General features: G+C 70.1%; 13 protein-coding genes. 1 reads left to right on the top strand and 12 read right to left on the bottom strand.

The window, feature by feature from the left end:
- Positions 1-10: 10 nt before the first annotated feature.
- From atpB to rpmE, 11 genes are all read right to left on the bottom strand, one after another.
- The gene (gene atpB, locus DQW85_RS15720; RefSeq protein WP_113701052.1) at positions 11-805 is read right to left on the bottom strand and encodes a F0F1 ATP synthase subunit A; all 795 of its coding nucleotides are present in this window, start codon (positions 803-805) and stop codon (positions 11-13) included.
- 67 nt (positions 806-872) lie between these two features.
- Complete coding sequence (locus DQW85_RS15715) at positions 873-1,088, bottom strand: AtpZ/AtpI family protein (RefSeq protein ID WP_109529754.1); 216 nt, start codon at positions 1,086-1,088, stop codon at positions 873-875.
- Positions 1,089-1,156: 68 nt separating this feature from the next.
- Entirely contained in the window at positions 1,157-1,576 is a 420-nt protein-coding gene (locus tag DQW85_RS15710) for a Cg1360 family ATP-synthase-associated protein (RefSeq protein WP_113701051.1), read from the bottom strand.
- A 130-nt stretch (positions 1,577-1,706) separates the two neighbouring features.
- A complete protein-coding gene (locus tag DQW85_RS15705) occupies positions 1,707-2,990 on the bottom strand; it encodes a glycosyltransferase family 4 protein (protein WP_113701050.1) in 1,284 nt (427 codons plus the stop codon).
- Between the two features lie 57 nt (positions 2,991-3,047).
- Entirely contained in the window at positions 3,048-4,313 is a 1,266-nt protein-coding gene (locus DQW85_RS15700; RefSeq protein ID WP_113701049.1) for a serine hydroxymethyltransferase, read from the bottom strand.
- Positions 4,314-4,499: 186 nt separating this feature from the next.
- Entirely contained in the window at positions 4,500-4,877 is a 378-nt protein-coding gene (locus DQW85_RS15695) for a hypothetical protein (RefSeq protein ID WP_109524998.1), read from the bottom strand.
- Positions 4,877-7,114: a hypothetical protein gene (locus DQW85_RS15690; protein WP_113701048.1), complete on the bottom strand. Its 2,238-nt coding sequence runs from the start codon at positions 7,112-7,114 to the stop codon at positions 4,877-4,879. Before DQW85_RS15690 ends, DQW85_RS15695 begins: the two co-directional genes overlap by 1 nt.
- A gap of 90 nt (positions 7,115-7,204) precedes the next feature.
- Positions 7,205-7,852, bottom strand: a complete 648-nt coding sequence (locus DQW85_RS15685; RefSeq protein ID WP_113701076.1) for an L-threonylcarbamoyladenylate synthase — start codon at positions 7,850-7,852, stop codon at positions 7,205-7,207.
- Between the two features lie 10 nt (positions 7,853-7,862).
- Entirely contained in the window at positions 7,863-8,726 is an 864-nt protein-coding gene (gene prmC / locus DQW85_RS15680; RefSeq protein WP_113701047.1) for a peptide chain release factor N(5)-glutamine methyltransferase, read from the bottom strand.
- Positions 8,723-9,775, bottom strand: coding sequence for a peptide chain release factor 1 (prfA, locus tag DQW85_RS15675; RefSeq protein WP_113701046.1), 1,053 nt, complete (start codon positions 9,773-9,775; stop codon positions 8,723-8,725). The genes prmC and prfA overlap by 4 nt, the downstream gene beginning before the upstream one ends.
- Before the next feature lie 94 nt (positions 9,776-9,869).
- Positions 9,870-10,088, bottom strand: coding sequence for a 50S ribosomal protein L31 (gene rpmE / locus DQW85_RS15670; protein ID WP_113701045.1), 219 nt, complete (start codon positions 10,086-10,088; stop codon positions 9,870-9,872).
- A gap of 213 nt (positions 10,089-10,301) precedes the next feature.
- Between rpmE and DQW85_RS15665 the strand changes: the two genes are divergently transcribed.
- Positions 10,302-11,330, top strand: coding sequence for a hypothetical protein (locus DQW85_RS15665; protein ID WP_113701044.1), 1,029 nt, complete (start codon positions 10,302-10,304; stop codon positions 11,328-11,330).
- Positions 11,331-11,391: 61 nt separating this feature from the next.
- On the opposite strand, the gene rho is transcribed toward DQW85_RS15665, so the two are convergent.
- The coding region (gene rho / locus DQW85_RS15660; protein WP_113701043.1) for a transcription termination factor Rho at positions 11,392-12,765 on the bottom strand (1,374 nt) is incomplete at its 5' end.

The raw sequence follows: 12,765 nt of genomic DNA, 5'->3' as shown, positions 1-12,765 counted from the left end.
TCTGTGGTTCTCAGTGCTCTGCGTGCAGCGAACCGCCGATGTACATCGAGGCCAGCATGGCGAAGAGGAACGCCTGCAGGAACTGGATGAACATCTCGAAGGCGGTGAAGATGATGGTCATGACGACGCCGATGACGCCGATGGGGGCTCCGAGCGGGGTCAGGTGCTCGAACAGGAACCAGAAGCCCACCATGCTGAAGAACGCCAGCAGCATGTGGCCGGCGAACATGTTGGCGAACAGTCGGACGGCGTGCGTGAAGGGCGCGATGATCAGGTTGGAGAGGAACTCGATCGGGGAGAGCAGGATGTAGATCGGCTTGGGCAGCCCCGGCGGGAACATCATGTTCTTGAAGTAGCCGATCGGGCCCTGGTGCCTGACGCCGAGGTAGACCTTGAGCACGTAGATCGAGATGGCGAGCACGGCCGGGAACGCGATGTGCGAGGCCACCGGGAACTGGGCGAACGGGATGACGCCCATGATGTTCCACGCGAACACCAGGAAGAAGAGGCTGAGCAGCAGGCCCATCCACCGGTCGGCGTCCTTGCCCAGGAAGGGCCGGGCGACCTGGTCGCGGACGAACATGTAGCCCACCTCGGCGGCGTTCTGCACGCCCCTGGGGACGATCTTCGGGCTGGCGAAGGCGGCCCAGAAGAAACCGATCACAATGACCGCGCTGAGGAGAGCGAGGAGGACCGGCTTGGTGAACCAGTCGACCCCCGGGATGATCGGGGGCAGGTTGAACAGCTCGTCAGGCGTCGGCGCCTTGAACTGATCTTGAGGATTGAGGACCGTCAGCGCGTTCACGCGGCGTTCCCTTCAACGTCGTAGTGGATCAAAAGGGTTTCCTCAGCGAAGCGATCGCCGCGCCGGGCTAGCGACCGTACTTCCGGTAGACCAGGTAGACGGACAGCACGATCCCCAGGACGATGCCTATGGGGAAGAACGCGGACGTGTCGAGCCAGCGGTCCAGCAACCAGCCCCCACCGCCGTAGATCGCCATCCCGGCGAGCAGATAGCTGGGGATCGACCAAGCGGCGCTGGCGAAGTCCTGACCGTCGTCCTCCGGCCGGCGTTCCTGTTCGCTCATCGCGCGCCCGACGATAGCAGGCGAGCGGAGGACTAGTCATATCGGACCCGCCCTGTCGATCGGCCTCATCAGTCGCCCTTCCCGGGGACCGTGGCCTCGGGGTCCACGTAAAGGATCTTGGTCTTGATGAAGGCGCGGACCTCGAAACCCGTCCAGACGATCGTGCAGACCACGACGGACCAGGCGAACGCCTTGGAGTTCCACGCCGTGGTGTCGCCGAACGTGGCCAGCATCACCATGATGACGACCACCTTGACGAGGTAGCTGCCCATGGCCGCCATCGCCATGACCTGGGGTGACACCTTGGCGGCGTAGCTCACGGCCACCACGCTGACGCTGAAGAAGACCGCCACCAGCAGCACGCCGATCGCGGCGCCGAGCGCGCCCTTGCCTCCGGCGGTCAGGAGCGAAACGGCCACGGCGAACGCCCCCACCACGAGGGTGGGCAGCGCGGCGCTCTTGAGGACGCGCACGTCGTTGGCCTGCATCGGTGCTCCCCTAGAAAGTTGTCAAGCGAGCGTTTGCTACCCCCAGAGCGCGTGCAATGGGGGCCCCTGCTCGTGAAAGATATCACAAGCTCACGGAAGACCGCTTTTACCTGCCGTTTCTAGTTCGCGATCATGAACGGCTCGGATAGGCGGGAATGACCGGTTTTCCCTCGGCGCTCGCGCGCTCCTGCGGCGGCTCGTGCACGGGGTCCGCCACGGGCTTGACCTCGGATTCCGGCAGGATCGGCGGCATCGGGCCGGTGGGCGGGCCGTCGTCGTCGCTCGGCTGTCTGCCGCGCGAGTGCGCGCCGCCGCGACCGCGCCAGCGCGGCGCCGCCATCAGCACGAGCACGCCGATGGCGAGCAGGATCACAACGGGGAACAGCAGCACCGGCACGCCGATCGTGGACATCGCGACCAGGCCGAACGCGAAGATGAACGCCCAGGCGTACATGATGAGGACGGAACGCCGGTGCGAATGGCCGATGTCCATCAGCCGGTGGTGGAGATGGCCGCGGTCGGGCGCGAACGGCGACATGCCGTAGGAGGTGCGCCGCACCACGGCGGTGATCAGGTCGACCAGCGGCAGCACCAGCACCGCCGCCGGCAGCAGCAGCGGCAGCAGCACCGGGACCTTGTTCATGTCCTCGATGACGGCGGGATCGAGCGGCGTCACCGTGACGATCGAGGAGGCGAGCACCAGGCCGATCAGCATCGCGCCCGTGTCGCCCATGAAGATCTTCGCCGGGTGGAAGTTGTGCGGCAGGAAGCCCAGGCAGGTGCCGATGAGAATGGCCGCGATGCCGGCCGTGGTGGTGATGTTGTCGCCGCTGATGCTCTTGGACAGGAAGATGGAGTAGGCCCAGGTGGCCATGGCCGCGATGCACACGATCCCGGCGGCCAGGCCGTCGAGCCCGTCGACGAAGTTGACCGCGTTGATCGTGACGACCACCACCATGATGGTGATGATCGTGCTCAGGGTGTAGTCGAGGCTGGTGGAGCCGCCCCAGTCCTTGGGCAGCGGGATGTAGACCAGCCGCAGATCGTAGTAGACGAGCACCCCCGCCGCGGCGATCTGACCGGCCAGCTTGATGAAGGCGTCCATGCCCCACCAGTCGTCGAGGAAGCCGGTGAGGGTGATGAGGCCGCCGGCGATGAGCAGGGCGGTCACCGGATGGCCGTCGGCGTCCCTGAGCGCCTCACCGGTGTAGGCCAGCTCGCTGGCCACCAGCAGGCCCGCCACCAGCCCGCCGTACATCGCCAGTCCGCCCAGCCGCGGCGTCGGCGTGGTGTGCACGTCCCGCTCGCGGATCTCCGGAGCGGCCCCGATGCGGATGGCGAAGCGGCGAACCAGCGGGACGAGGAGGTACGTCACCGCCGCCGCAACGAGCGCCATGAACAGGTATTCGCGCACGGACCTAGTTTCCCGGATGCTCCGGCCCAGTGTGACCGGAAAACGACACAGACCAGCTTAATATTCGCTGAGATATGGCTGATGGATGGTCAGCAACGCCGACACGCGCTCGCGCACGCCGGCCACCGAGCCGGGACGCAGCACGGCCTGGGCCACCAGCATCCCGACCTCCTTCAGCTCCTCCGGCCCCATCCCCTGGGTCGTGACACACGGCGTGCCGACACGGATCCCAGAAGTGATCACCGGAGGCTCCGGATCATACGGGATCGCGTTGCGGTTGAGCGTTATCCCCGCCGCCGCGCAGCGCGTTTCGGCCTCGGCGCCCGACACGCCGAGTCCGCGCAGGTCGATCAGTGCCAGATGCGTGTCGGTGCCGCCCGCGACCGGCCGCATGCCCTCGGCGGCCAGCGCGTCGCACAGCGCCCGCGCGTTGCCCACCACCTTCTTCGCGTAACCGGCGAACTCCGGCCGCATCGCCTCGCCGAACGCCACCGCCTTCGCCGCCACCGCGTGCATGAGCGGCCCTCCCTGCACGAACGGGAACACCGCCCGGTCGATCCTGGCGGCCAGCTCCGCCGTGCACAGGATGCCGCCGCCGCGCGGGCCGCGCAGCGCCTTGTGCGTCGTGAACGTCACGACGTCGGCGTACGGCACCGCCGACGGGATCGCGCCACCGGCCATCAGCCCGATCGGGTGCGCCACGTCGGCGAGCAGCCACGCCCCCACCTCGTCGGCGATGCCGCGGAACGCGGTGAAGTCGAGCAGCCTCGGGTACGACGTGGCACCACAGACGATCAGCTTCGGCTGGTGCCGCAGCGCCAGGTCCCGCACCTCGTCGTAGTCGATGAGTTCGGTGTCGCGACGCACGCCGTACGACACGACGTCGAACCATCTTCCTGAAAAGTTCACCTTGGAGCCGTGGGTGAGGTGGCCGCCGTGCTGCAACTCCATCGCGAGCATCGTGTCGCCCGGCTGCAGCAGCGCCGCGTAGGCGGCGAGATTGGCCGACGCGCCGGAGTGCGGCTGGACGTTGGCGTGCTCGGCGCCGAACAGCTTGCGGGCCCGGTCGATCGCCAGCCGCTCGGCCCGGTCCACGACCTCGCAGCCGCCGTAGTAGCGCCTGCCCGGGTAGCCCTCGGCGTACTTGTTGGTGAGCGTGGATCCCAGCGCGGCCAGGACGGCGGGCGAGGTGAAGTTCTCGCTGGCGATCAGTTGCAGCCCGCCGCGCACCCGCTCCAGCTCGTCGAGAAGCACCTGGGCCATCTCGGGGTCCTGCCGCTGAAGCAGGCCGAAATCGGGGCCATAGTACGGCTGTGGACCCATTTCTCCACTCTAAAGGCGAGTGTCCGTTTTGCCCACATGCCCGCCCAGAGCGACGCTCCCAGGCACCTGGATGAGCACACGAGCCTGGGAGGAGGCGTCAGGAGCGCTGGAGGCCGCTTCAGAGGACGGCCAGGAGCCTCCCGGACCTGGGTCGGGAAGCCCCCGGTGGTGGTGGTGTGGGGTGCGTCAGGAGAAGGCGTGGGGCGCGCCGGCCGCGCTGGGGATCCAGCGGGGCGTGTCGGCGGCCTCGTCGCTGATCGAGGTGAGCACGGCCTGGCGGTAGAGGGCCAGCCTGGTGCGCCACTCGGCGATGTCCTCCACGTAGCGCTTGCCCACGGGCGCGTCCCACGTCTGCGGGCTCCTGGCCTGCCGGTACGCCTTGTCGAGGGCTGTCGTGAGGTTCTCCAGCAGGGGCATGACGGTCTGCCAGGCGGTGACCAGTCGCTGGTACTCGGGATTGAACTCCCACGCCCTCGGCTGGGGATCCAGCGGGTTGGCCCCGGGTGCCGCGGGCGGCGTCTCACCGGGACGCATGGGCTGGGGGGCGGGCGGGTCCACGTACATCACGCGCTCCTTCCGGGGCCGACACTGCCGGGCGGGCCGTCAGGTCTCACGTCCATGGGCGCCCACTCCCCCTCGCCGTACTCGCCGGGCGGCACCTCGACCGTCGGCATCTCGAGCGGCCGCACGTCCCGTACGTTGTCGATCAGGCCCCCGAGGGCACCGAGATCGACCGGCCCCGCCTCCGCGGACACCACGTCCCCGCCCCCGCCGCCGGCGACACCCAGAGGACCGTCCGCCCGGGCATCCGTCGCCGAGCGGCCGTCCGAGCCTGCCTGGGTGTCCGTGGCTGCGCGGCCGTCCGAGCCTGCCAGGGTGTCCGGGGCTGAGCGGCCGTCCGCGTCCACCCGGGTGTCCGGGGCTGAGCGGCCGTCCGCGTCCACAGGGCCTACGGCGCCCGCGTGACCGTCCGTCCAGGTGTCCGCGCCCGTTCCCGCCACCGAGCCGGCCGTCGTGGTCGGCGCGGCTCCGGCGCCGGCCGGCGGTGTGGGGTCGATGACCACGGGCGCCCCCTGGTCGGGGCCGGTGTCGGGGCCGGTGTCGGGGGCGGTGTCGGGGGCGGTGTCGGGGCCGGTGTCGGGGGCGGTGTCGGGGGCGGTGTCGGGGCCGGTGTCGGGGGCGGTGTCGGGAGAACGGTCCGCCCGCGGGTCGGTGTTCGCGGGCGCGTCACGGCCTGGAACCGGATCCGCGCCACCTCGTGGGTCGCGCTCGACACCTCCCCATGGGTCGCGATCCGGGACCGGGTCCGTACCCCCTCTGGGGTCGCGATCCGCACCTCCTCTGGGGTCGCGATCCGGGACGGGGTCGGCACCTCCCCGGGCGTCGCGGTCGGGGGTGGCGTCGCCGGGGCAGGGGTCCTGGCGTGGTCCCGGTTCGGCATGGGCGCCGGACGTGGAGTCCGGCCACTGCCCCTTGCCGTGGTCGCCCGGCGGAACGTCCACAGTCGGCATGTCGATCGGCTGGATGTGGCGCGCGTTGTCGGCCACGGCCCTCAGCGCGGCGGGATCGGTCGGGCCGGCGTCAGCGGAGACCACGTCGCTGCCGTCAGCGGCCCAGGGGTTGACGTCCGTGCCGTTGTTCCCGCCCACCGACTGGCCCGGGGTGCCTATCGGCCGGTCCGGAGCAGCGCCTATCGGCCGGTCCGGGGTAGCGCCTATCGGGCGGTCCGTCGTGGTGTCGCCCGGGTCTCGGGGCAGGGTGTCGGACGGGTGGCCGTCGCCGGTGGGGTTGGGCATCTCGATGGGCTGGACCTTGTCGAGGTTGTCGAGCAGGTCGCCCAGTTGCTCGGCTGTGGGCGGGTCGATCGGCACCTGGAGCACCTTCACCCCGTCGACCACGACCACTCGTGGCCGCTGCGGGTCCTGGTCGTCCGGGTGGTCCTTGGCCGGGGTGTCCACGGGCCGATCCCGCCCGGGGTCGGAATCGCGAGGCTGGTCCTGGCCCTGCTCCGCACCGCGGTCGCGTCTGCTGTCGCGGTCGTCGTCCTTCGGCTCGCCTCGCGTGTCCGTATTGTCGCCGGTCCGGGGGTCTTGGTCACCGGTCCGGGGGGCCGTGTCGCCGGTCCGGGGGTCTTCGCCCGTCTTGCTGCCCTCGCAGCGGGGCTTGCCGTCGTCACCGGTCCTGCCGTCGTCGCCCCTCCTGCCGTCGTCGCCCCTCCTGCCGTCGTCGCCGGTCCTGCCGTCGTCGCCGGTCCTGGGGGCGTCGCCAGTCTTGGGGTCGTCGTCCTTGGACGGTCGGTCCCTGGACGGCCGGTCGTTGTCGTCGTCCCTCGACCGTCTGTCGTTGTCGTCCCTGGACGGCCGGTCGTCGTCGCGGGGGCGGGGATCGTCGCCTCCCGTCCTCGCGTCGGGCTTGCCGCCCGGCGTGCCGTCCGGCTTCGAGTCGGGCTTGGTGTCCGGCTTGGTGTCGGCTCGCGGGTCTTCGGTCTTGGGGGTGTCGGCGTCGCGCCGTGGTTTGGGGTCGCCGCCGTTCCCGCTGTCGGAGCCGACCCCGGCACCCGGGTCGCGGGGCGGGTCGGCGCGCTTCTCCAGCAGGCCGAGTCTGGCCCGTACGTCCTTGGTCATGGCCGCGGCGGCGTCGGCCACCTGGACCGGCCGGTGCGTGGTCTTGACGGACAGGCCCGCCCGGCTCATGACCTGCGCGACGCGTCCCTCCGTGGCGCGCAACTGGGCGGCGGCCCGTTCGAGCTCGGCCAGCAGGTCACGCACAAGCTGGGGATCCATGCCGTCGAACTTGCCCATGGGCTACTCCCGGACGTCGTGGCCGCTCCGGAAGTCACCGTAGACATGACTCTACGGCCACCGCAGCCGGGATAAGCAGACGGTATGGCGTCAGTCGTCGGTCGCGACGTAGCCGATGATGCCGCGTAGCTTCTCCACGGGGATGGCCCCGCGCCGCAGCAGCCGCGGCACAGCCGTGGTGAGGTCGAGGATGGTGGAGGGCGTGTTGTCGGTGGTGCTGCCCCCGTCGAGGTAGACGGCCACCGCGTCGCCGAGCTGCTCCTCGGCTTCCTGGGCGGTGACGGCCGCGGGCGAGCCGGAGCGGTTGGCGCTGGAGACGGCCATCGGGCCCGTCTCCTTGAGCAGGTCGAGCGCGACCGGGTGGAGCGGCATGCGCACCGCCACCGTGCCCTTGGTGTCGCCGAGGTCCCACGACAGCGCCCTGTTGGCCTTGCACACCAGCGTGAGCGGTCCCGGCCAGAAGGCGTCGATCAGGTCCTGCCCGTACGGTCCGAGGTCCTCGACGAGCGCGCCGGCGGCCCGGACTGTGCCGACGAGGACGGGCGGCGGCATCTCGCGGCCCCTCCCCTTGGCGTCGAGCAGGGCGGTGACCGCCGAGGGGGTGAACGCGTCGGCGCCGATGCCGTACACGGTGTCGGTCGGGAGCACCACCAGCTCGCCGCGGCGCACGGCGGCGGCGGCCTCGGTCAGGCCCTCGGCGCGTTGTTCGAGGTCCGTGCAGTCAAAGCGTCTTCCCACGGCGTGCATCCTAGTCCTGCTGGTCGTGGCCTAGCCTGGCGGTGACGTAGCGGTCCCTGCGGGTCAGGTCCTGCCGCAGCCGTACGTCTCGCCAGCCGTTGTCCTCGGGGAACGTCAGGTAGACAGCCCGGCCCTGCTCGTCGGCGTGCTCGACGGCGACCCAGCCGCCGGGGCGCAGCAGGCGGCGGGCGGTGCGCTCGACCGCGCGGACCTCGCCGAGACCGTCGTCGCCGCTGCCGTAGAGCGCCCGGGACGGGTCGTACTCGCGCACCTCGGGGTCTCGCGGGATCGCGCCGGGCGGGATGTAGGGCGGGTTGGAGATGACCAGGTCGACCGTGCCGTTGAGCTCGGGCAGGGCCTCGGTCAGGTCGTCGGGGTGCAGGTGGACGCGGCCCTGGCCGTGCTCGGAGATGTTGCGCTTGGCCCAGGTGTAGGCGTCGGGGTCGACCTCTACGGCGTGCACCTCGGCGAGGGCGACCTCCTGGGCGATCGACAGCGCGATCGCGCCCGAGCCGGTGCCGAGGTCGACGACCAGGGGGGCGGCGACGTCCATGGCGCGTAGGGTCTCGATGGCCCAGCCGGCCATGACCTCGGTCTCGGGACGCGGCACGAACACCCCGGGCCCCACCTCCAGCTCCAGGTACCGGAAGTAGGCGTGGCCGGTGATGTGCTGCAGCGGCTCGCGGGCCTCCCGCCTGGCGACGCCCTCCCAGAAGAGCGCGTCGAAGTCGGCGTCCATGACCGTGTGCAGCTCGCTCCTGCGCACGCCGTGAACGAATGCCGCGATCTCCTCCGCGTCCGTGCGCGGCGAGGGCACACCTGCCTCGGCCAGCCGGGCGGTGGCGAGCGCGATCTCGTCCAGCAGAAATGTCATGAGTGTTGTGCGAGCTTCTCCGCCATCTCGGCGTCGATGAGTGCCTGTGTGACGGCGTTGAGCTCGCCGCCGAGGACCTGGTCGAGGTTATACGCCTTGAAGCCGACGCGGTGGTCGGAGATGCGGTTCTCGGGGAAATTGTAGGTGCGGACGCGCTCGGAGCGGTCGACCGTGCGGACCTGGGACTTGCGCTCGGCCTGGGCGGCGGCGTCGGCCTGCTCCTGGGCGATGGCCAGCAGCCTGGCGCGCAGGATGCGCAGCGCCGACTCCTTGTTCTGCAGCTGGCTCTTCTCGTTCTGGCAGGAGACCACGGTGCCGGTCGGCAGATGGGTGATGCGGACCGCGGAGTCGGTGGTGTTGACGCTCTGGCCGCCGGGGCCGCTGGAGCGGTAGACGTCGATGCGCAGGTCGTTGGGGTCGATGTGGACGTCGACCTCCTCGGCCTCCGGGTAGACGAGCACGCCGGCGGCGCTGGTGTGGATGCGGCCCTGCGACTCGGTGACGGGCACCCGCTGCACGCGGTGGACGCCGCCTTCGTACTTGAGCCGGGACCACACGCCCTCGTCGCCCTTGGCCCTGATGCCCACGGTGACGTCCTTGTAGCCGCCCAGGTCGGAGGGCTGACTGTCGATGACCTCGGTCTTCCAGCCGAGCCTCTCGGCGTAGCGGAGGTACATGCGCAGCAGGTCGCCGGCGAACAGCGCGGACTCCTCGCCGCCCTCGCCCGCCTTGATCTCCATGATGATGTCCTTGTCATCATTGGGATCGCGCGGGATCAGCAGGTGCTTGAGCCGCTCCTCCAGCTGCGGGATCCGCTCCTCGATCTCGGCCGCCTCGGCCGCGAACGCCTCGTCCTCGCCCGCCAGCTCCCTGGCGGCGGTCAGGTCGTCGCGGGCGGACCCGAGCTCGCGGTAGGTGGCGACGATCGGCGTGAGCTGGGAGTAGCGCCTGCCGAGCGTGCGGGCCTGGTGCTGGTCGGCGTGCACGGCGGGGTCGGCGAGCCGCAACTCCAGCTCGGAATACTCCTTGAGCAACTCGTCGAGGTTCACCGTGGGTCCTTCTGCGTCGGGTGTTTCCGGCCGTTTCACCAACAACGCCGACCCGGCGCGCTCTGATGGCGCATCCGGGCCGGCGTCGGTGAAGCTACTTGCCCGAGGGCTTCTTGCCGAACCGCTTCTCGAAGCGGGCCACCCGGCCACCGGTGTCGAGGATCTTCTGCTTGCCCGTGTAGAACGGGTGGCAGGCCGAGCACACGTCGGCGTGGATCACGCCGTTCTTGGCGGTGCTGCGGGTGGTGAAGCTGTTGCCGCAGGTGCAGGTCACCTGGGTGACGTGGTATTCGGGGTGGATGTCGGGCTTCATCGCTGTCCTTTCGGGGTGCGGTCGCCGGGTCGCCTCAAGGTGCGTCTCGCGCGCGGCGGGAGCCGGAACCGCTACGGGTCAGCTACCAGTGTGCCAGAAGGTTCAACCTCCCCAGGCCATGAGGCATTCCCGCGATCCTTATGACGCAGTCACATCCGTCACAATAGGCTGCCCGCGCACAAACCGTGCTTTCCCCTCAAAAGGACTGCGATCATGATGAAGAGGATGCGGCTGTTCCTGGCAGCCGCAACGGGGGCCGTGCTTCTCGTGGGAGGTGCGCACCTCCCGGCCGCGAACGCGGCCACAGCGGGTCCTGACTTCAGCGGCGCCGCGTCGTCGGACGCGTTCATCCCGCTCGACAAGGACATCCAGGTCAGCGTCACGCTCACGCTCAGGGACCCGGGGACCGTCACGTCCATCGCCGGCCACATCACGCCGCCCGGCGGCTCCCAACGCGCCGTGACGTTCGACTTCGCGCCGTCAACGGCGGCGGAAGCCGTCGTCACCGGGCGCTTCGGCATCGGCAAGGACGACGCCGCCGGCGAGTGGCGGATGAGCGTCCAGGTCGCCCGCGGCGGCGCCCCGCGGAGCAACGCCTTCGTGATCAACGTGTCGGCCAGGCAGGGCATCAGCGACGCCGGCGTGTCGCCGAACCCGGTGCGCCTGGTCAAGGGCAAGGACGTCAAGGTCTCGGTGAAAGCGGGGGTCACCGACGCCGGATCCGTCTCGGCCAAGCTGGTCAGCCAGGAGTCGGACGAGTCGTTCGACCTCGGAGACCTGGAGCAGGGCACCGACGGCTACTTCCGCGGGATCACGTACTTCAGCGACGACACCACGACCGGTGACTGGAAGCTGGAGGTGTACGCGACCCGCGGCGGCCAGTCGCTCAAGGGCGTGGCCTCGTTCACCGTGGAGGCCCCGGCGCGGGGCACCTCGAAGAAGGCCAGGGCCAGGGTGACGATCGACGCCCCGGCCAAGGTGAAGAAGGGCGCGCCGGTCAAGGTCAGCGGCAAGGTCTACCGGGGCGCCAAGAAGTACCCGAACAAGAGGCTGGAGGTCTACTTCAAGGCCAAGGGCACCTCCGCGTACAAGCTGCTCGGCTTCGTCAAGAGCAACTCGGCCGGCAGGTACGCCAAGTCGTACCAGGCGAAGAAGGACGGCTACTTCCGCGTCAAGTCGCCGGGCACGGCCAGGACCCGCAGCGCGCTGTCGCCGCAGGAGTTCGTGGACGTCAGGCCGTAGCGGCCCGGGAACGGCGGAGGGGCGGCCGGGAGAACCCGGCCGCCCCTCCTTACGCGCGCGATCAGTCGCGGTCGTTGCTCACCGTGGTCTTCTGGACCTGCAGGAGGAACTCGGCGTTGGACTTGGTCTCCTTCATCTTCTCCAGGAGAAGCTCCAGAGCCTGCTGCATGTCCAGCGCGTGGAGGACCCGGCGGAGCTTCCAGACGATCTGGAGCTCCTCCTTGGCCATGAGGATCTCCTCCTTACGGGTGCCGGACGCGTCGACGTCCACCGCGGGGAAGATGCGCTTGTCGGCCAGGGAACGGTTGAGCTTGAGCTCGGCGTTGCCGGTGCCCTTGAACTCCTCGAAGATGACCTCGTCCATCTTGGACCCGGTCTCGACCAGGGCCGTGGCGAGGATCGTCAGCGAGCCGCCGTTCTCGATGTTGCGGGCGGCGCCGAAGAAGCGCTTGGGCGGATAGAGAGCCGTGGAGTCGACACCACCCGACAGGATGCGACCGGACGCCGGGGCCGCCAGGTTGTAGGCGCGGCCGAGGCGGGTGATCGAGTCGAGCAGGACGACCACGTCGTGGCCGAGCTCCACCAGGCGCTTGGCCCGCTCGATGGCGAGCTCGGCGACCGTGGTGTGGTCCTCGGCGGGACGGTCGAAGGTCGAGTGGATGACCTCGCCCTTGACCGAGCGCTGCATGTCGGTGACCTCTTCGGGCCGCTCGTCCACGAGCACGACCATGAGGTGGCACTCGGGGTTGTTGCGGGTGATCGCGTTGGCGATCGCCTGGAGCACCATCGTCTTACCGGCCTTGGGCGGCGAGACGATGAGGCCGCGCTGGCCCTTGCCGATCGGGGAGACGAGGTCGATGATCCTGGTGGTCAGGATGTTCGGCTCGGTCTCCAGGCGCAGGCGCTCCTGCGGGTAGAGCGGCGTCAGCTTGTTGAAGTCGGGCCGGTTGCGGGCCTGCTCCGGGTCCATGCCGTTGACGGTGTCGAGGCGGACCAGGGCGTTGAACTTCTCGCGGCGCTCACCGTCGCGCGGCTGCCGGACGGCGCCGGTGATGACGTCGCCCTTGCGCAGGCCGTTGCGGCGGATCTGGGCGAGCGAGACGTAGACGTCGTTGCTGCCGGGCAGGTAGCCGCTCGTGCGGACGAACGCGTAGTTGTCGAGGATGTCGAGGATGCCGGCGATCGGGATGAGCACGTCGTCGTCGCCGATGACGGGCTCGCCGCCCTCGAAACGGTCGCGGCCGCGGCCGCGGTTGCGCTCCCTGAACCGGCCGCGCCGCCCGCGCCCGCCACGCTCGTCGTCGTCGGCCCGGGAGTCGGCCCGGGAGTCGACCCGGGAGTCGCCGCGCTGGTCGCCACGCTGGTCACCGCGGTCGTTGCGGTCGCCGCGGTCGTTGCGGTCGCCGCGCTGGTCGTTGCGGCCACCGGCGTCGGC

The organism is Nonomuraea lactucae (assembly GCF_003313395.1).
In the GTDB taxonomy this organism is placed as follows: Bacteria; Actinomycetota; Actinomycetes; order Streptosporangiales; family Streptosporangiaceae; genus Nonomuraea; species Nonomuraea lactucae.
The sequence above is the reverse complement of the archived record's forward strand: the minus strand, read 5'-3'. Positions and strand labels throughout refer to the sequence as shown.